Annotated in this window: 17 protein-coding genes; 9 read left to right on the plus strand and 8 right to left on the minus strand. The window is 60.2% G+C overall.

Annotated elements, in window-relative coordinates:
• Position 1: 1 nt before the first annotated feature.
• Positions 2-244 (minus strand): hypothetical protein, encoded by a 243-nt coding sequence (locus tag HX814_RS05325; protein ID WP_003210564.1) that lies wholly within the window; start codon positions 242-244, stop codon positions 2-4.
• Between the two features lie 157 nt (positions 245-401).
• On the opposite strand from HX814_RS05325, the gene HX814_RS05330 reads away from it, so the two are divergent.
• From HX814_RS05330 to HX814_RS05345, 4 genes are all read left to right on the plus strand, one after another.
• Positions 402-878, plus strand: a complete 477-nt coding sequence (locus tag HX814_RS05330) for a PaaI family thioesterase (RefSeq protein WP_003210563.1) — start codon at positions 402-404, stop codon at positions 876-878.
• Entirely contained in the window at positions 875-1,327 is a 453-nt protein-coding gene (locus HX814_RS05335; protein WP_003210562.1) for a PaaI family thioesterase, read from the plus strand. The genes HX814_RS05330 and HX814_RS05335 overlap by 4 nt, the downstream gene beginning before the upstream one ends.
• An 89-nt stretch (positions 1,328-1,416) precedes the next feature.
• On the plus strand, positions 1,417-3,321 hold the full coding sequence (htpG, locus tag HX814_RS05340; RefSeq protein ID WP_003210561.1) for a molecular chaperone HtpG: 1,905 nt from the start codon (positions 1,417-1,419) through the stop codon (positions 3,319-3,321).
• A gap of 66 nt (positions 3,322-3,387) precedes the next feature.
• A complete protein-coding gene (locus tag HX814_RS05345; protein ID WP_008434010.1) occupies positions 3,388-4,116 on the plus strand; it encodes a dienelactone hydrolase family protein in 729 nt (242 codons plus the stop codon).
• 135 nt (positions 4,117-4,251) lie between these two features.
• Here the strand turns inward: HX814_RS05345 and HX814_RS05350 are convergent, their stop codons facing one another.
• A complete protein-coding gene (locus tag HX814_RS05350) occupies positions 4,252-5,124 on the minus strand; it encodes a pirin family protein (RefSeq protein ID WP_003210559.1) in 873 nt (290 codons plus the stop codon).
• A gap of 64 nt (positions 5,125-5,188) precedes the next feature.
• Complete coding sequence (locus HX814_RS05355; protein WP_003210558.1) at positions 5,189-5,605, minus strand: OsmC family protein; 417 nt, start codon at positions 5,603-5,605, stop codon at positions 5,189-5,191.
• Between the two features lie 140 nt (positions 5,606-5,745).
• On the opposite strand from HX814_RS05355, the gene HX814_RS05360 reads away from it, so the two are divergent.
• Together HX814_RS05360 and HX814_RS05365 are read left to right on the plus strand one after the other, a co-directional pair.
• Positions 5,746-6,750, plus strand: coding sequence for an amidohydrolase family protein (locus HX814_RS05360; protein ID WP_008434016.1), 1,005 nt, complete (start codon positions 5,746-5,748; stop codon positions 6,748-6,750).
• A 148-nt stretch (positions 6,751-6,898) separates the two neighbouring features.
• Complete coding sequence (locus HX814_RS05365) at positions 6,899-8,524, plus strand: methyl-accepting chemotaxis protein (protein WP_003210555.1); 1,626 nt, start codon at positions 6,899-6,901, stop codon at positions 8,522-8,524.
• 503 nt (positions 8,525-9,027) lie between these two features.
• On the opposite strand, the gene fabB is transcribed toward HX814_RS05365, so the two are convergent.
• From fabB to HX814_RS05390, 5 genes are all read right to left on the minus strand, one after another.
• Positions 9,028-10,248, minus strand: a complete 1,221-nt coding sequence (fabB, locus tag HX814_RS05370; RefSeq protein WP_003210553.1) for a beta-ketoacyl-ACP synthase I — start codon at positions 10,246-10,248, stop codon at positions 9,028-9,030.
• 11 nt (positions 10,249-10,259) lie between these two features.
• On the minus strand, positions 10,260-10,775 hold the full coding sequence (fabA, locus tag HX814_RS05375; RefSeq protein WP_003210552.1) for a 3-hydroxyacyl-[acyl-carrier-protein] dehydratase FabA: 516 nt from the start codon (positions 10,773-10,775) through the stop codon (positions 10,260-10,262).
• 248 nt (positions 10,776-11,023) lie between these two features.
• Positions 11,024-12,925 (minus strand): ATP-binding protein, encoded by a 1,902-nt coding sequence (locus tag HX814_RS05380; protein ID WP_003210551.1) that lies wholly within the window; start codon positions 12,923-12,925, stop codon positions 11,024-11,026.
• Positions 12,922-13,833, minus strand: coding sequence for an ABC transporter substrate-binding protein (locus tag HX814_RS05385; protein WP_052024261.1), 912 nt, complete (start codon positions 13,831-13,833; stop codon positions 12,922-12,924). The genes HX814_RS05380 and HX814_RS05385 overlap by 4 nt, the downstream gene beginning before the upstream one ends.
• A 20-nt stretch (positions 13,834-13,853) precedes the next feature.
• Positions 13,854-15,986: a TonB-dependent siderophore receptor gene (locus HX814_RS05390; protein WP_085984626.1), complete on the minus strand. Its 2,133-nt coding sequence runs from the start codon at positions 15,984-15,986 to the stop codon at positions 13,854-13,856.
• 195 nt (positions 15,987-16,181) lie between these two features.
• Here HX814_RS05390 and HX814_RS05395 point away from each other — a divergent pair, with 195 nt between their 5' ends.
• From HX814_RS05395 to sixA, 3 genes are read left to right on the plus strand one after another with little or no spacing between them, the layout of a single operon-like run.
• Positions 16,182-17,207 carry an NAD(P)H-dependent glycerol-3-phosphate dehydrogenase gene (locus HX814_RS05395; protein WP_177008358.1) on the plus strand — a complete coding sequence of 342 codons (1,026 nt, stop codon included), beginning with the start codon at positions 16,182-16,184 and terminating at the stop codon, positions 17,205-17,207.
• Between the two features lie 7 nt (positions 17,208-17,214).
• The gene (locus tag HX814_RS05400; protein ID WP_177008480.1) at positions 17,215-17,565 is read left to right on the plus strand and encodes a DUF4389 domain-containing protein; all 351 of its coding nucleotides are present in this window, start codon (positions 17,215-17,217) and stop codon (positions 17,563-17,565) included.
• Positions 17,562-18,011, plus strand: a complete 450-nt coding sequence (gene sixA, locus HX814_RS05405; protein WP_102606228.1) for a phosphohistidine phosphatase SixA — start codon at positions 17,562-17,564, stop codon at positions 18,009-18,011. The genes HX814_RS05400 and sixA overlap by 4 nt, the downstream gene beginning before the upstream one ends.
• Positions 18,012-18,101: the final 90 nt, after the last annotated feature.

Here is an 18,101-nt window from a genome sequence, read left to right on the forward strand (position 1 = left end):
CTCAAGAACCGGTTGCAGGTGTTGCTTCTTTCGCTGCAGCTTCGTTCGATTCAGCCTGAGCTTTGGCAGCATCGGCGTTTTCTTTCGCAGCGTCGTTCACTTTATCCTGTGCTTTCGCCATGTCTTTTTGAGCTTGCTCAGAGTGGGCTGCGGCGTCTTGGGCTTTGTCTTCGGATTTTTTGTCGCAGGCAGCGAGGCCGAGGGCAGCAGCCAGCATCATGGAAATAGCTAAAGTCTTGCGCATGGGGTGTTTCTCCTTATTGAAGATATCTACTGGCCTTTCGAGCCTATGCCTAACGCTTAGTTCCTTAAATCTCACAGATATATAAGGCTTTTCCCTAGGGAACTTTCAGCAAGGTTGTCTACTCCGCCGGCTCCACACTAATAAGAGTCTTTAACGAATGACCGAAAATCCTCTTTTATCCCGTGCCACGCGCTTTGTTTCAGCCTTGCGCCACTGCCAAGTGCTGGGCATCCAGGTGCACGCCGCCAGTGAGGACGGCATGACGCTGGTGTTGCCCTATGCTCCGCATATCGTCGGTGACCCGCAGACCGGCGTGATCCACGGCGGCGCCATCACATCCTTGATGGACACCGCCTGTGGCATGGCTACCTTGTGCGTACTGCCGGAGTTCGAGGTTTGCCCGACCCTGGACCTGCGCATCGACTACATGCACCCGGCCGAGCCCCATAAACCGGTATTCGGCTTTGCCCAGTGCTACCGGGTGACCACCGACGTGATCTTCACCCGCGGCTTCGCCTACCAGGACGATCCGCAGCAACCGATTGCCCACGTGGTGGGTACGTTCATGCGCATGGGCAAGCGCCTCAAGGGCAGCCAGGGCCTGGGCAATGCAATCAAGGGAGAACAGGCATGACCCATCAATTCAAGACCCGTCTGCAGCAAGCCCACGAGCGCGGCAACTATGAGGCGCTGCTCAACCTGATTCCCTACGCCAGGCTGATCGGTATCGAATGCACGCGCCTGGGGGATGAATTGCTGTTCCGCATGCCGGCCAACAAGGACAACATTGGTAACCCGATATTGCCGGCGATCCACGGCGGGGTGATCGCGGGCTTCATGGAGCTGTCCGCAGCCTTGCATTTGCTGGTATTCACCGGTGCGCCTGGTGTTCCCAAGATCATCGATTTCTCCCTGGATTACCTGCGCGCCGGCCAGTTTCGCGACACCTACGCCAAATGCCAGGTGTGGCGCCAGGGTCGACGGGTGGCCAATGTGGCGATTACCGCCTGGCAAAGCACCCCGGCCGAACCGATTGCCACCGCCCGCGCGCATTTCAAGATTGAGGAACCGGCCCGCCCTTGAAATCCTGGTCTTAGCCCCCAACTTTGATGACAACCCGCCGCCAACCCTCAAGGGCGCGGCCACTGCCATCCAATTGGAGTTTGATGACCATGAGTGTGGAAACTCAAAAGGAAACCCTGGGCTTCCAGACCGAGGTGAAGCAACTGCTGCACCTCATGATCCATTCGCTGTATTCCAACAAGGAAATTTTCCTTCGCGAATTGATCTCGAACGCCTCTGACGCTGTCGACAAATTACGTTTCGAAGCCCTGTCCAAGCCTGAGTTGCTGGAAGGTGGCGCGGAACTGAAAATCCGTGTGAGCTTCGACAAGGACGCGAAAACCGTCACCCTCGAAGACAACGGTATCGGCATGAGCCGTGACGATGCGATCACCCACCTGGGGACCATCGCCAAATCCGGTACCGCTGATTTCATGAAGAACCTGTCGGGCGACCAGAAGAAAGATTCGCACCTGATCGGCCAGTTCGGCGTGGGCTTCTACTCGGCCTTCATCGTTGCCGACAAGGTTGAAGTATTCAGCCGCCGTGCCGGCCTTGCCGCCAGCGAAGGCGTGCACTGGTCGTCCAAGGGCGAGGGTGAATTTGAAATCGCCACTGTCGACAAGGCTGATCGTGGTACCCGCATCGTCCTGCACCTGAAGTCCGGTGAAGACGAGTTCGCCGATGGCTGGCGTCTGCGCAATATCATCAAGAAGTACTCCGACCACATCGCGTTGCCGATCGAGTTGCCGAAAGAACAAGCGGCGGCCGAAGGCGAAGAAGCCCCAGCCCAGGAATGGGAAGTGGTCAACCGCGCCAGCGCCCTGTGGACCCGTCCTCGTACCGAAGTCAAGGACGAGGAATACCAGGAGTTCTACAAGCACATCGCCCACGATTACGAAAACCCGCTGAGCTGGAGCCACAACAAGGTCGAAGGCAAGCTGGAATACAGCTCGCTGCTCTACGTACCGGCCCGTGCTCCGTTCGACCTGTACCAGCGTGAAGCGCCGAAAGGCCTGAAGCTGTATGTGCAGCGCGTATTCGTGATGGACCAGGCGGAATCGTTCCTGCCGTTGTACCTGCGCTTTATCAAGGGCGTGGTTGACTCCAACGACCTGTCGCTGAACGTGTCGCGGGAAATCCTGCAGAAAGACCCGATCATCGACTCGATGAAGTCGGCGCTGACCAAGCGTGTCCTCGACATGCTGGAAAAGCTGGCGAAGAACGAGCCTGAGCAATACAAGGGCTTCTGGAAAAACTTCGGCCAGGTCATGAAAGAAGGCCCGGCAGAAGATTTCGCCAACAAGGAAAAAATCGCCGGCCTGCTGCGTTTCGCATCGACCAACGGTGACGACGGCGAGCAGAACGTTTCCCTGGCCGAATACCTGGCGCGCGCCAAGGAAGGTCAGGACAAGATCTACTACCTGACCGGTGAAACCTACGCTCAGGTCAAGAACAGCCCGCACCTGGAAGTCTTCCGCAAGAAAGGCATCGAAGTGCTGCTGCTGACCGACCGCATCGACGAGTGGCTGATGAGCTACCTCAGCGACTTCGACGGCAAGAGCTTTGTTGACGTCGCCCGCGGCGACCTGGACCTGGGCAACCTGGATTCCGAAGAAGACAAGAAAGCCGCTGAAGAAGTGGCCAAGTCCAAAGAGGGTCTGGTTGAGCGAATCAAGACCGCCTTGGGCGATGCCGTCAGCGAAGTGCGGGTTTCCCACCGTCTGACCGATTCCCCGGCGATCCTGGCCATCGGCGAGCAGGACCTGGGCATGCAGATGCGTCAGATCCTGGAAGCCAGCGGTCAGAAGGTTCCGGATTCAAAGCCGATCTTTGAATTCAACCCGGCTCACCCGCTGATCGAGAAACTCGACGGCGAGCAGAGCGAAGAGCGGTTTGGCGACCTGTCGCACATCCTCTTCGACCAGGCAGCCCTGGCTGCCGGCGACAGCCTGAAAGACCCGGCCGCTTATGTGCGCCGACTGAACAAGCTGTTGGTTGAACTGTCGGTTTAACACCGTTGTAGAAAAACCCGCTTCGGCGGGTTTTTTCGTTCTGGAGCCTTTCACCTGGAGTAAATGATGAGCCAAATCACCGTGCGTTCCGTGGTCTATCAGATTGATGGCCAGTCTTATGAAAGCCGCCTGGCATTTGATGCCAGTCATAAGGGCCCGCTGCCAGGGTTGTTGATGGCGCCGAACTGGATGGGTGTCAGTGCCGGCGCTGAAGAGATCGCCAAGAGCGTGGCCAGCAAGGGCTACGTGGTGCTGCTTGCCGACCTGTACGGGCAAACCGTCCGCCCTTCGAACGGCGATGAAGCGGGTGCGGCGATGATGCCGTTGAAGAATGACCGGCCGCTGTTGAACAAGCGCATGCAGGTCGCGCTTGATCACCTGAAAACCCAGACTGAAGCGGCGGTGGATACCTCGAAGCTGGCGACCTTTGGTTTCTGCTTCGGTGGTTGCTGCTCCCTGGAGCTGGCACGTACCGGTGCACCGTTGAAAGCTGCCGTTTCGTTCCACGGCAGCCTCGACACGCCGAACCCGGCCGATGCAAAAAACATCAAGGGTTCCGTGCTGGTGTTGCACGGTGCTTCCGACCCGTTGGTGCCGAAGGAGCAACTGCCGGCGTTTGAAGACGAAATGAACGCCGCCGGTGTGGATTGGCAATTGCTGAGCTACGGCGGTGCGGTGCACTCGTTTACCGACCCGCACGCGAATGTGCCGGGCAAGATGATGTATGACGCGAAGACCGCTGCGCGGGCCTTTCAGTCGATGCATAACTTGCTGGATGAAGTGTTCAAGGGCTGATAGTTCGGTTGCCTGAGCTGGCCCCTTCGCGAGCAAGCCCGCTCCCACATTTTAACCGTGTACATCCTGAAGGAACGCGGTCGAAATGTGGGAGCGGGCTTGCTCGCGAAGGCTGTTTCATAGGCAATAAAGCGCTTAAGCCTTGCCTCCAGGCAACTCGATCCGCTCACTTTCCCCCGGCACTGTCGGCCAATCCCCAGCCGCCCAACGCTGCCGAGCCTGCTCGATCAACGCCGGATCACTCGCGACAAAATTCCAGTTAATCCGCCGTGGCCCATCCAGCGCCGCGCCGCCGAACACCACCAGGTGGCAATCAGTCTCGGCAAACAGCCCCATGCTTGCGCCTGCCGGCAACACCACTAGGCTATGCACCTCCAGCGCTTCGCCATCCAACTGCGCCTCACCCTCCAGCACATACACCGCCCGTTCTTCGTGCTCATCCGGGATCAGCAGGGTGGTAGCCGTCTGCATCCGCACCTCGGCATACAAGGTGGGCGACAACACCGGCACCGGCGATTCGAGGCAAAAGCCATTGCCGGCAATCAGGCGAATCTGCACGCCGAGGTTATCGCTCACCGGCAAGCTGGCAGCGGGGTGATGGCTGTAATGCCCAGGCCCTTGTTCATGTTCCTTGGGGGAGGCCAGCCACACTTGCAACCCGTGCAGGCTGAAACCACTGGCCTTCAACGCCTCGGGGCTGCGTTCAACGTGGGCAATGGCACTGCCGGCTGTCATCCAGCTGACGTCCCCGGCCTTGACCACCTGATCGGAGCCGAGGCTGTCCTTGTGCAGGAGTTCGCCTTCAAACAGGTAGGTCAGGGTAGAGAGGCCGATGTGCGGGTGTTGGCGAATGTTCATGCCGGTACCCGGGGCATAACGGGTTTGCAGCATATGGTCGAAAAACACGAAAGGCCCGACGCTGCGGCATTGCCTGGAGGGCAGTGGGCGCAGGATCGGTTGGCCTTCCACATCTTCGGCGCGCGGGCGAATCACGGTCACGGTGGTCATGGTGCTTCCCAGTCTGAGCGGGTCTGATGGTACTGAGCATAACCCGCTCGACGGGAGGTTGCCGCTACTGGCTGAAGGCGCCTTCGGAGAGCCGGGTCTCGATGGTAACTTCGGCCGTGGTCATCAGCTTGTGCACCGGGCAGCGATCCGCCACGCGGTGCAGCTCGTCGCGCTGCTCGTCAGTGAGTACGCCCTTGAGGGTCAGTTTGACGTTGAGCTTGTATTTGCCCTTTTGCTCTTCGGTGCTGTCATGGGTGACTTCCACGGTCACGCCGGTCAGCGGTATGTCTTTTTTCTGCGCATAGAGCTTGACGGTCAGGGCCTTGCAGGACGCCAGTGCGGCGTCGAAGTAATCGTGGGGGGAGGGCGCCGAATCGTCGCCGCCCAAGCTCTTGGGCAGGTCGGTAAACAGCTCGTGGTTATTGATATTGACGCTGTGGCGGAAGTTTTCGGCGTTCAGCGTGTTCACGGTAACAGGCATGGCAAACCTCACAGGGTGGCAGGAAGAAGCTCATGCAGTTATAGAGCATGCTGGCACGTTGGTGTTCCCCGTTGTTTACCGCTGAACCCGCAGGCGCGGTCCGAGGTCTACCGGCATTAGCCCTTGTTTGAGATACCCCCGTGCGCCGGACCCGCCTGAGTATTGCCCTGTTGCTGACCGCCGCAAGCCTTGCGGTGCAGGCTCGCGACTATGCCTACAGCGATGCACACCTGCATTACGTCGATTTCTTCCAGGAGTCGGCGGGCATGGATAAATTACTCAAGGCCATGGCCGATAATCGCATCGAGCACGTGATGATTTCCGGCATACCGGTGGCCAAGAAATGGCATGAGGACGAACCCAAGCGGCCGCGCTATTACGCCGGGGACGACGCCGACGCCTATTGGTACAGCGCCACCGACGTGTTCGTCGCCGATGCGGTCAATAAACTGAGCCCGGAGCAACGTCAGCGCTTTCATCCGTTCCTCAGTGGTTTCAATCCCAACGATAAAAATGCCGCATCCCATATCCAGCGCATGCTCGATCTCAATCCTGGGCTCTGGCAAGGCATCGGCGAAGTCTTCACCCGTCACGACGACCTGACCGCGCTGACCTCCGGCGACACTCCAAGGGCCAACAACGAGGCGATGACCCGCATCTATCACCTGGCCGCGGAGAATGATCTGCCGGTGATGGTGCATTCCAACATCACCTCCAAGCGTGAGAAAAATCCGTTGTACCTGGCGGAAATGGAAGAGCCGCTGCGTAATCACCCGCACACCCGGTTTATCTGGGCCCATGCGGGCAGCAGCATGGAGATCCATCGGCACCAGACGCAGATGGATTTTTTGCTGCCGACCCTGGCGCGCATGCTGGAGGCTTACCCCAACCTTTACGTCGACCTGTCCTGGAGCGTGCTCACGCCTTACTTGCTGGATGAGGCGGGAAAGGCACGCCCTGAGTGGGTAAAGCTGGTGGAGCGCTTCCCGGACCGCTTCATGCTTGGCTCAGACGTGGTAGGACGCTTCAACAAGCTCGGTAAGGAAATGCGCAGCTTTGACCCGTTCCTCGATGCGTTGCCTGAGGATGTGGCCAGAAAGGTCGCACGGGACAATTTCCTGGCGATTCTGCCCAAGCCCAGGTGATGGGTTTAGCTGAATCGCTACAGGCGGGGCGGGGCGATCATAAGGCGTTTTGATATCGCGTTTTCGTCTTAGGCAAACGTCTCAACTCGCCGATACCTTTCAAGAGCCCGCTGCAGGTGGATGCAGCGCTTTTGGAAGGATTCCGAGCATGAATATCAGAAGTCTGAATATCGCCCCTCGCGCCGGCCTGGGGTTTGGTTTGCTGGCGCTGATGGTGTTTGCCCTGGGCGGGTTCGCCTTGTTGCAGATGGGCAATATGCGCCAGCAGTCTGACCAGGTGGAAAACAACTGGCTGCCCAGCGTGATGGCGGTCGGCGAGATGAATCAGGACCTGCTGCGGGTGCGGGCCCTGACGCTGCGGCTGCTGCTTAACCGCGACCCGCAGGCGATCACGCAAAATGAGCAGAAAATCACCGAGCTGAAAAGCGGCCTGCACAAGGCTCAGTCCCTCTATGAAGGCTTGATCGTGCTGCCTGAAGAGCGGGTGCTGTTCGATCGCTTTAAAACCGAGGAAGAGCGTTACCTGCAGCGCCAGGAACAGGTGATGGCGTTTTCCCGGGCGAATCAGTTGGAAGACGCGATCAAGGTGGTCAACGGCGAGATGAACCAGTTGGCCGACGAACTGGCCGGCACCCTGCGTGAGCTGGTGACGTTGAACAAGGTCAGTGCCAATCAGGCGGCGAGCCTGGCGCAAAGTGTGTTCACGCAATCGCGCAGTTGGGTGGTTGGCATGATTGCCGTGACGGCGCTGATCACCATCGGCCTGGCATTGTTGCTGACCCGCAGTATTGTGCTGCCGTTATCCCAGTCTTTGAAAGTCGCCCAGGGTGTGGCCAGTGGCGATCTGACCGGGGTGATTACTGTCAGCGGCCAGGATGAGCCGGCGCGTTTGCAGCAGGCGCTGAAAAGCATGCAGGAGAGCCTGCGGGAAACCATTCGGCGTATTTCCGATTCGTCCAGCCAGTTGGCGTCGGCTTCCGAAGAGCTTAGTTGCGTGACCGAAGATGCCACCCGTGGGTTGCATCAGCAGAGTCAGGAAATCGAGCAGGCGGCTACTGCGGTGAACCAAATGACGGCGGCGGTGGAGGAGGTGGCGAGCAATGCGGTGGCCACTTCACAGGCGTCCCGTGAGTCGGACCGTATTGCCCAGCATGGTCGCGAGCAGGTGCATCAGACGGTGTTGTCGATTGAGTCCCTGGCGGATGATGTGACGGCCAATGCGACTCAGGTGGAGGACCTGGCGCAGAAGGTGTATGGCATCAGTAAGGTGCTGGATGTGATTCGTTCGATTGCCGAGCAGACCAATTTGCTGGCGCTGAATGCCGCCATCGAAGCGGCGCGAGCCGGGGATGCCGGGCGTGGGTTTGCGGTGGTGGCGGATGAGGTGCGTGCCTTGGCCCATCGTACGCAGCAGTCGACCCAGGAAATCGAGCAGATGATCAGTGGGATTCAGCAGGGGACTGATCAGGCTGTCAGCTCCATGCAGCAGAGCAATACTCGGGCGCGGTCAACGTTGGATATCGCCAAGTCGGCGGGGACGGCGCTGGAGGAGATTGCTTCGGCGTTTACCCTGATCAACGAGCGCAACCTGGTGATTGCCAGTGCCTCGGAAGAACAGGCGGCGGTGGCGCGGGAGGTGGATCGCAATTTGATGAATATTCGCGATTTGGCACAGCAGACGTCGGCGGGGGCGAACCAGACCAGTGCGGCGAGCCAGGAGTTGTCGCGGTTGGCGGTGGATCTCAACACGATGGTGGCTCGGTTTTCGGTTTAGGTTGTTGGGGGAGTATGCCCGTTGCTGTGGTAGGGGCTACTTATGGTTTCGCTCTCGCAGCGAGTCACTTTGCAAAAGCGGCAAAGTAAGCAAAGCGCTCTGCCCCGCCTGTCGGCGGGGCGCCTAAGATCAAAAGCAAGAGCACGGCGGCCTGGAAGCCGACCTGAGTGTTAGAAGCAAAAGCAGAACCGCTTTTCTGTCGGAGCCGGCTTGCCGGCGAAAACCTGAGAACGCCGTGTTGAATCAGGATGCCAGCGTCATCGTTAACGACCTTCGCGAGCAAGCCCGCTCCCACATTGGACCGTGCCCGTTTTAGCTTTTGATTTTGCTTCTAAACACTCAAGCCTGAGCGAGGTGCCGAGTGATCGGGCAAGAGCGTTTTGCTTACTTTTGACTGGGCACGCATTCCGGCTTTCAAAAGTGAGCCACTGTAAGCGCGGTAAACGGGTAAAAAAACGCCCCGAACCAGTCGGGGCGTTTTCAGGCGATCAAGCTGCGGGAGCTTACTTACCCTGCCAGCGTTTCAGCACCAGGGTGGCGTTAGTGCCACCAAAGCCGAAGCTGTTGCTCATCACTGTATTGATGGTCGCATCTTCACGAGTCTTGGTCAGGATAGGCATGTCAGCCACGTCCGGGTCCAGTTCCTCGATGTTGGCAGAACCTGCCATGAAGTTGCCTTCCATCATCAGCAGGCAGTAGATCGCTTCGTGAACGCCAGCGGCGCCCAGGGAGTGACCCGACAGGCTCTTGGTAGAGCTGATCGCCGGAGCCTTGTCGCCGAATACCGCACGCACGCCTTCCATTTCCTTGGAGTCGCCGACCGGAGTCGAAGTACCGTGGGTGTTCAGGTAGTCGATCGGGGTATCAACGGTGGACATGGCCATCTGCATGCAGCGGATGGCGCCTTCGCCGCTTGGCGCAACCATGTCGTAGCCGTCGGAAGTCGCGCCGTAGCCGACGATTTCCGCGTAGATCTTCGCACCACGGGCCAGGGCGTGTTCCAGCTCCTCGACCACCACCATGCCGCCACCGCCGGCAATGACGAAACCATCACGGTTCTTGTCATAGGCGCGGGAGGCTTTGTCCGGGGTTTCGTTGTACTGGGTCGACAAGGCGCCCATGGCGTCGAACAGGAACGACTGGCTCCAATGTTCTTCTTCACCGCCGCCGGCAAACACGATGTCCTGCTTGCCCAACTGGATCTGCTCTACAGCGGTACCGATGCAGTGAGCACTGGTGGCGCAAGCGGAGGAGATCGAGTAGTTCACGCCCTTGATCTTGAACGGCGTGGCCAGGCAGGCGGAAACGGTGCTGCCCATGGTCCGCGTGACGCGGTACGGGCCAACGCGCTTGACGCCTTTCTCGCGCAGGATGTCCAGCGCTTCCATCTGGTTCAAGGTCGACGCGCCACCGGAACCGGCGATCAGGCCGGTGCGCACGTTGGATACCTGGTCTTCGCTCAGGCCGGAATCGGTGATCGCGTCCTTCATGGCCAGGTAGGCGTAAGCGGCTGCGTGGCCGACGAAGCGATAGATCTTGCGATCGATCAGTTCTTCGAGGGGCAGGTCGATGGAGCCGGAAACCTGGCTACGCAGACCCATTTCGGCATATTCCGGGTTGAAGCGGATGCCAGGGCGACTTGCACGCAGGTTAGCGGAGACGGTCTCTTTGTCATTGCCCAGGCACGAAACAATGCCCAGACCAGTGATAACGACGCGGCGCATGCGGATAACCCTTAAAAGTTGTCAGTGGAAGTGAATACGCCGACCCGAAGGCCTTCGGCAGTATAAATCTCGCGACCGTCGACAGTCACCGAACCATCGGCAATGGCCAGGTTCAGCTTGCCCTTGAGGACGCGCTTGATTTGAATGTTGTAAGTGACTTTCTTGGCGGTCGGCAAGACCTGGCCAAAGAACTTCACTTCGCCCGAACCCAGGGCGCGACCGCGGCCCGGCAGGCCTTGCCAGCCCAGGTAGAAACCGACCAACTGCCACATGGCGTCAAGGCCCAGGCAGCCCGGCATCACCGGATCGCCTTCGAAATGGCAGGCGAAAAACCACAGGTCAGGGGTGATATCCAGCTCGGCGACCAATTCACCTTTGCCGTACTTGCCACCCTCTTCGCTGATATGGGTGATGCGATCCACCATCAGCATGTTCGGGGCGGGCAGTTGCGCGTTACCTGGGCCGAACAGCTCACCGCGACTGCAGCGCAGCAGGTCTTCCCGAGTAAAGGCGTTTTGTTTGGTCATGCGAGCTCCTCAATAATCCCATGCGGCAGGGCAGGGCAAATCTTCCCGGCCGACTGAAGCGTTCATGCCTCATATCGGCAGCCTACACATAGACTATTGCGTTGTAGTGAAAGTCACAGCGTCAAGGTCATGAATGTACACTTGTGCACTGAAATTATAAACCGGGCCGGTTTACGGGCCCGTTCGGGTGCCTAAGACTGCCGCACTTTCGTCTTTCACGCCAGTCGCAGTTGGCTGATGGCACCGTGTTACTGCACCCATCTCTGCAGGATTTGCTGCAAATCCGTGCGTTTGAACGGCTTTGCCAGGTAATCGTTCATTCCAGCTGCCAGGCAGGCTTCGCGATCGCCCTGCAAGGCATTGGCCGTGAGGGCAATGATTGGCAGCTCGGCGCAACCGGGCAACTGGCGAATCTGCCGGGTAGCCTCGTAGCCATCGATGCCCGGCAGTCGGCAGTCCATCAGGATTGCGGTAAAAATCAGGCTCTCGGCGCTGCGAATCGCTTCGGCGCCGTCGGTGGCGATGCTCACCTCGAACCCCAGGCTGCGCAGCATGGCTTCGACCACCGTGCGATTGACCGGGTTGTCTTCCACCAGCAACACGTTGCGCCCTTCGCCCGCACGGGCATTGCCTTCGGTATTCGGCGCGAGCACCGGCAAGCTCTGCTGGTAGATCGCCAGCGGAATTTCCAGGGTAAACACCGAGCCGTGGCCTTCTTCGCTCTGGGCGCGCAGGGTGCCGCCCATGCGTTCGGCCAGGGTGCGTGCGATAGGCAGTCCCAGTCCGGTGCCGCCGTAACGTCTTGAAATGGAACTGTCGGCTTGCTGGAACGCATCGAACATCAGTTCCAGGCGCTCGGCGGAAATGCCAATCCCGCTATCGCGCACGGTGCAGGTGAACCACAGCAATTCATGGTCCAGGGTCTGCCAGTGGGGTTCGACGGTGACGGTGCCCTGCTCGGTGAACTTCAGGGCATTGCCGATCAGGTTCACCAAAATCTGCCGGATGCGGGTCGGGTCGCCCTGTACCTGCAGCGAGCCCAGGCCCTGGGGGATCGGCACTTCGAGCGCCAGCCCGCGTTGTTGGGCGGCGTGCTGGAAGGCCTGGGCGCAACTGCCGATCAGCTCCACCAGGTCGAACGGAATGTGCTCAAGCTCCAGGGCCGCGCGCTCGATGCGCGAGAAGTCGAGGATGTCGTTGATCACCTTCAGCAGGTGTTCGGTGGACTCCGAGGCCAGCGCCGCGTATTCGGTCTGTTCCTCGGTCATGTCGGTGGTTTCCAGCAGTTGCAGCATGCCCAGCACCCCGTTCATCGGCGTGCGCAATTCATGGCTCATCATTGCCAGGAAGTCCGACTTGGCATTGTTCGCCCGCTCGGCTTCTTCGCGGGTCTGGATCAACTGGGCCATGGCCTGGTGCTGTTCACGACTGGCCTGGTTCAAACCATCGGCGAGGTTATTGATGTGGCGCGACAGGTCGCCCAGCTCCGAGTCATCCACGATGGGCAGCGGCGTCTGGTAATCGCCCTGCTGGATCGCCTTGACCGCATTGCCCATGGCGCTGATCGGTTGCGACAGGCTGGCCGCCAGGCGCCGGGCCAGCAGGAAGGTAAACAGCAGGGCGAACAGCGCGAGAATCCCGGCCTTGAACAGGATTTCCTGCTGGCGCTGGCTGAACGCATCGTTGGACATGCCGACAATCACTCGCCCCAGGTAGTCCGCGCGCGGGGCCTTGGGCTCGGCAGTACTGTCCTGGAAGAAGTCATTGCCCAGCTGGATATGTTGCAGGCGAATCGGCGCCTGGAAGACTTTCACCGACAGCGAGCGATCGTGCTTCTCCGACGGTTGCTCGACATACACCAGGATATTTTCTGCGCTGTCCTGAATCTCCAGGAAGCGCACGTGCGGCGTGGCGAGGGTGGCCCGCAACAGGCTTTCAAGCACGTCGTTGTTGCCGGAAATCACCCCGTATTCGGTGGCCGGCGCCAGTTGGTTGGCGATCAACTGGCCGGTGTGGTCCAGTTCCTGGCGCAGGTCCTGGATCCGCACGAAGGTGAAGAAGCTGATCAACAGCAGCGTCAGCAGGAGTGCCGGGCCCAGGGTAATGAGCTGGGTCCGGGTGTTGATGTCCCAACGGCGACGAAATGTCATGGGCGTTTTTCTCCTTCGGCCAGGCGGGCGGCGACGTTGGTTTCGTCCACCTGTTCGATCCCCAGTGAGCGCGCAACCTGCGGGTTGCCTACGACTTTGAAACGTTCCGGGTACAGCGAGCGCGGCCAACTGGCCGGCGCATGATCCAGCAGGCGGTCGAGCACATCCAGCCAGTCGGTCTGATCGCTGTAGGTGCTGGCCAGGCTGCCGGCCTTGACGAACCCGGCGTTGGGCCCGACCAGTGGCAATTGCCTGGCGTAGCTGCTGAGCAGCAGGTTTTTCGCGGTTTTCGGGTTGTACAGCTGGGGATCATCCAGCCCCAGCAAGACGTCGCTGTTCTTGAACAGGCTTTGCAGCGGGCGACTGTCATTAATGTTTTCCCAAAGCTGGGGCACGATCTCCAGGCCCATGGGCGCGGCGTACTGGCGCAGCTCGCGCAGCAGGAACTCGCTGTCGATGCCATAGAGCACGCCGATGCGCCGGGCCTGAGGCAGGATGCCGGTGATCAGGCGCAGTTGTCGGTCCAGCGGTGGGTCGCTCCACAGCAGGCTGATCTTCGCAGGCAACGTGGCACCCAGGCGCTGGCGCGCTTGCAGGCGGCTGATGCGCAGCACCAGGGTCGGTGGGCCCTGGGCGTCTTGCAGGCGCCAGTCAAGGCTGGGCAGGTCCAGCAGGATCAGGCGGGTGCTGGTCGGCAAGTTTGCAGGGGCGGGCAGGTCCTTGAGCGGGGTGAACTTCACGCTGTCTTCGGGACGCTGCAGGGCCAGGGCCTGGACGAATGTTTGTACGCCCGGGCCGTCTTCGTCGGCGGTCAGCAGGATATCCGCTGCCCATGTCGGTGCGCCGAACAGTAAAACCCCAAGCAACACACAGCACCGCCAGAGCCGGGCGGTAAAGGGGAGGGTCATCCGTGACGAGTCGCTGTCCACTAGAACTCTAACTCCGCACTGAAGTAGAGCACGTGGCGTTGGTCATAGTTGTTGTCGGGCCAGGTGGTGGGCTGATTGTCGAGGCGTTGTTGCAACATGCCGGCCAGCTCCACGTTGGCTTTGCCCAAGGCAATGCGCTTGGCCACCCGCAGGTCGACCCGTTCGAAGCGATACTGGTTGAGCGCATCGTCGCCATAGTAGAACACCGCGCTGGACCAGCCATGGCCCCATTCCCGCATCCAGCCGGCCGAGCCGCTGTTGCGGGCGGTCTGCTGCCTGTCCAGGGGGTTGGTGGCGCTGGCATCCACATAAGCATAGGTGACGCGCAGCCGGTCGGCGGTGCTCATGTGCCAGTCGAGCTGGGTTTCGGTGCCGGTAAAGCGCGAGCTGTTCGAGTTGCTGGCGATGTACTGGTTGTTGCGCAGCGGCTCGCTGACCATTTCGCTGATTTCGTCGTAGAACAGCTTCACGTCGACGTTCAGCCCGATGTCGGCAAAAAAGCCGTTGTAGCCCAGCTCCCGGGAGCGCATCAGCTCTTTGTCGAGGTTGCCCGGGCCACGGGTCACCACGAAGTATTGGCCGGAGTTCTGGCCGTAGGCCGGCGAGCTGAGGTTGGTGACGCGGTAGCTCCAGTTGACGTTGTTCTCGAACATGTCCGGGGAGCGAATGGCTTCGGAGTACACCGCGCGCAGGCCGTGGCGCGGGTTGATCAGGTAGTTGACGGCCACCCGTGGCGTCAGCGAGTTGCCGCTCAGGTGAGTGTCTTCGTACATCGCGCCGCCCTGCAGCAGCCAGTGTTCGCTGGCCCGCCATTCCAGGTGGCCGAACAGGCGCCAGGTGGTGTCGTCCAGGGTGCCGTTGAAGTAGGTGTCGGAGTCGGCGCGGTCGTAGCGGTAGTTCATGCCGCTGACCAGGCGCAGGCTGTCGGACAGGCTGAGGGTGTCTTGCAGCTCCAGGTCGTAGCGGCTTTCCTTGGTGCTTTGGTCGATGTTGCCGCAGACCGGGTCCTTGCCGCCGTCTCCCCATTGCTGGAGCACCTGGCGGGCCAGTGCCTGCTCGGCGGCGCTGCCGGGTGGGAGGTTGCCTGGGTTGAAGTTGTTCATGTGCCGGGCCAGTCGCTCGGCATAGTTGGGGTTGAGCTGCCACAGCTGCGTCAGTTCCGGGCTGAACGAGACCTTGGCATCGCACGCGCGCCAGATCTGCCGGCGATCCCACTGCTGGGCCGAACCCTGGATATACAGGCTGTGATCGGGGTTGAAATCGAAGTTCCAGCGCAGGGAACCGGCATAGTCCTTGGCGCTGACGTCGGAATTGTTACCGCCTTCGGTAATCCCGTCGAACACTGGTTGGTAGGTGTAAGGGCGCTGGTTGGTGCCTTCCTTGGCGTCCAGTTGCCAGTCGATGCTTTGTTGCGCATTCAGGGTCTGGCTCACGGCCAGGCTGAAGCGGTTCAGGCGGCGCCCGTCGCGGCGGTCAGCGCCCACGCGGTCGCTGTCAAAGCCATCGTCCTGTTGACCGGAGAGTGACAGGCGCAAATCGCCGGTGTCCCAGCCCATGCCCTGGCTGGCGTACCAGTCGTTGATCCCTCGGCCGCCCTGGGTGAGTTTCATCCGCGTGCCATGGCTGTTGGCCGGCGAGCGGGTGAGGATGTTGACGACGGCCATCAGCGCGTTGGCGCCGTAGCTGACGGTATTGGGGCCGCGGAAGACCTCGATGCGGTCGATGTCTTCCAGGGCTACCGGAATATCGCTCCAGTCCACCGTGGCCAGGCCCGCGCGGTACACCGAGCGCCCATCGATCAACACCTGCATGCGCCGCGCATCGCCCGCCTGGGTGCCGTGGTAATTCACGGCGGCCTGGTTGCCGGTGGTGTAGCCGACCATCATCCCGGGCACCAGCCGCAGCAGCTCGGGGATATCCCGTGCGCCGCTGGCCTTGATCAGCTCGCTGTCGATCACCGTCATGCTGCCGGGCACGGCGGCGGCCGATTGCTTGAGCCGGGTGGCGGTCAGCACCTGCGGCAGCGGCTGGCTGTCGAGGAACAGGTCGTCAGCCAGCACCGGCACACTGCACCACGGCATGCACAACAACGTCAGCAAAAGGGATGAGCGAGGAGGAGGGCCCAAATACACGGCACGGCCTTGATAATTACGGATAGCCGCCCATGTTAACTGAGGTGGGGCCTTTTGCCAGTCGTCGGCCCTGTAATTACTTCGCACAAATGTCGCATTTTCCGACAAGCGTTTGAATTGACGCGGGGGCTGGCCGCAGGCGGGTCGCTCCGTATAATGCGGCCATCGCCACTGCTATGGATTAACGGATTGCATATGACTGAACAGCGCCCTATTGCGGTCCTGGGAGGCGGAAGTTTTGGTACCGCCGTGGCTAATCTGCTGGCTGAAAATGGTCACCGGGTGCGCCAATGGATGCGTGACCCCGAGCAAGCCGAAGCCATTCGGGTCAACCGGGAAAACCCCCGTTACCTTAAAGGCATCAAGATTCTGCCGGCCGTGGAGCCGGTGACTGATTTACAGGCGACGCTGGACGAATGCGACCTGTGCTTCGTCGCGCTGCCCTCCAGCGCTTTGCGTTCGGTGCTTGCACCCCATGCCGAGCGGCTGGCGGGCAAGCTGCTGGTGAGCCTGACCAAGGGCATTGAGGCGCACACCTTCAAGTTGATGAGCGAGATCCTTGAAGAAATCGCCCCCGAAGCGCGGATTGGCGTGTTGTCCGGGCCGAACCTGGCGCGGGAAGTGGCTGAGCACGCGCTGACTGCCACGGTGATCGCCAGTGAAGACGAAGAACTCTGCGAGCGGGTGCAGGAGGTGCTGCACGGTCGCACCTTCCGCGTGTACGCCAGTGCCGACCGTTTCGGCGTCGAGCTGGGCGGGGCGTTGAAGAACGTCTACGCGATCATCGCCGGCATGGCGGTTGCGCTGGGCATGGGTGAAAACACCAAGAGCATGCTGATCACTCGCGCCCTGGCCGAGATGACCCGGTTTGCGGTCAATCAGGGCGCCAACCCGATGACCTTCCTTGGCCTGGCGGGTGTGGGCGACCTGATCGTCACCTGCTCGTCACCGAAAAGCCGCAACTATCAGGTCGGTTTTGCCCTTGGCCAGGGCTTGAGCCTGGAAGACGCCGTGACGCGTTTGGGCGAAGTGGCGGAAGGCGTCAACACCCTGAAGGTGCTGAAGGCCAAGGCTCAGGAAGTCGGCGTGTACATGCCGCTGGTCGCCGGTTTGCACGCGATCCTGTTTGAAGGGCGCACCTTGAACCAGGTCATCGAGTTGCTGATGCGGGCCGAGCCGAAGACCGATGTCGACTTTATTTCCACCAGTGGTTTCAACTGAGGAACGCATCATGAATGATCCGAAAGCAGCTCCCAAGTACGAATCCATTGGCCTGCGTGTGCTGTGGATGCTGGTGTTTGCCCTGGTGTGGCAAGTGGCGCAGTTTCTGCTGGGGGCGCTGGTGGTAGTGCAGCTGGTTTACCGGTTGGTGTACGGCGCGCCGAACCTGGGGCTGATGAATTTTGGTGACAGTTTGAGTCAGTTTTTGGCGCAGATTGGGCGGTTTGGCAGCTTTCACAGTGATCAGAAGCCTTGGCCGTTTGCTGATTGGCCGACGCCGCGTGCGCCGGAAGGTGAGGCTGCCCACAGTGTGCCGCCGGCGCCGCATCCTGTGCGTGATGAGGAACCCAAGCTATGAAGGTGTGGGTGTTGCGTCACGGTGAGGCCGAGGGGCATGCGCGTACGGATGCTGAGCGTAATTTGACGGCCCATGGGCGCGATGAGGTTTTGCGCAGTGCGGGGCATCTGATTGGGCAGCCTGTGCGGGCGATTATTGCCAGTCCGTATGTGCGGGCGCAGCAGACGGCGCAGTTGGTGCGGGAGGCGTTGGGGTTTGAGCCTGAGATCCGCACTGTGCCTTGGTTGACGCCCGAGAGTAATCCGCTGGAGGTGCTCAAGCATCTCGATAATGACGATGATGTGTTGTTGGTCAGTCATCAGCCGTTTGTGGGGGGGCTGATCAGTTATTTGCAGCATGGGCATTTTCGGCAGCCGCAGGCTATGAGTACGGCGAGTTTGGCGGAGTTGGAGGGGGATTTTCCGTTGGCGGGGTTGATGAGTCTTTTGAGTGTTCGGAATCCTTAAGGTTGGGTTTGGTTTTGGGTACATATCCGTTTCTTCGGTAACGGCCACTTAGGGTTCCGCTCTTACAGCGGGTCACTTTTTACAAACGCC

It is taken from the genome of Pseudomonas sp. C8002 (genome assembly GCF_013385765.1).
In the GTDB taxonomy this organism is placed as follows: Bacteria; Pseudomonadota; Gammaproteobacteria; order Pseudomonadales; family Pseudomonadaceae; genus Aquipseudomonas.

Coding starts and splice junctions, on each gene's coding strand:
- HX814_RS05325 (WP_003210564.1), bottom strand. CDS start 244: ATGCGCAAGACTTTAGCTATTTCCATGATGCTGGCTGCTGCCCTCGGC.
- HX814_RS05330 (WP_003210563.1), top strand. CDS start 402: ATGACCGAAAATCCTCTTTTATCCCGTGCCACGCGCTTTGTTTCAGCC.
- HX814_RS05335 (WP_003210562.1), top strand. CDS start 875: ATGACCCATCAATTCAAGACCCGTCTGCAGCAAGCCCACGAGCGCGGC.
- htpG (WP_003210561.1), top strand. CDS start 1,417: ATGAGTGTGGAAACTCAAAAGGAAACCCTGGGCTTCCAGACCGAGGTG.
- HX814_RS05345 (WP_008434010.1), top strand. CDS start 3,388: ATGAGCCAAATCACCGTGCGTTCCGTGGTCTATCAGATTGATGGCCAG.
- HX814_RS05350 (WP_003210559.1), bottom strand. CDS start 5,124: ATGACCACCGTGACCGTGATTCGCCCGCGCGCCGAAGATGTGGAAGGC.
- HX814_RS05355 (WP_003210558.1), bottom strand. CDS start 5,605: ATGCCTGTTACCGTGAACACGCTGAACGCCGAAAACTTCCGCCACAGC.
- HX814_RS05365 (WP_003210555.1), top strand. CDS start 6,899: ATGAATATCAGAAGTCTGAATATCGCCCCTCGCGCCGGCCTGGGGTTT.
- fabB (WP_003210553.1), bottom strand. CDS start 10,248: ATGCGCCGCGTCGTTATCACTGGTCTGGGCATTGTTTCGTGCCTGGGC.
- fabA (WP_003210552.1), bottom strand. CDS start 10,775: ATGACCAAACAAAACGCCTTTACTCGGGAAGACCTGCTGCGCTGCAGT.
- HX814_RS05380 (WP_003210551.1), bottom strand. CDS start 12,925: ATGACATTTCGTCGCCGTTGGGACATCAACACCCGGACCCAGCTCATT.
- HX814_RS05385 (WP_052024261.1), bottom strand. CDS start 13,833: ATGACCCTCCCCTTTACCGCCCGGCTCTGGCGGTGCTGTGTGTTGCTT.
- HX814_RS05395 (WP_177008358.1), top strand. CDS start 16,182: ATGACTGAACAGCGCCCTATTGCGGTCCTGGGAGGCGGAAGTTTTGGT.
- sixA (WP_102606228.1), top strand. CDS start 17,562: ATGAAGGTGTGGGTGTTGCGTCACGGTGAGGCCGAGGGGCATGCGCGT.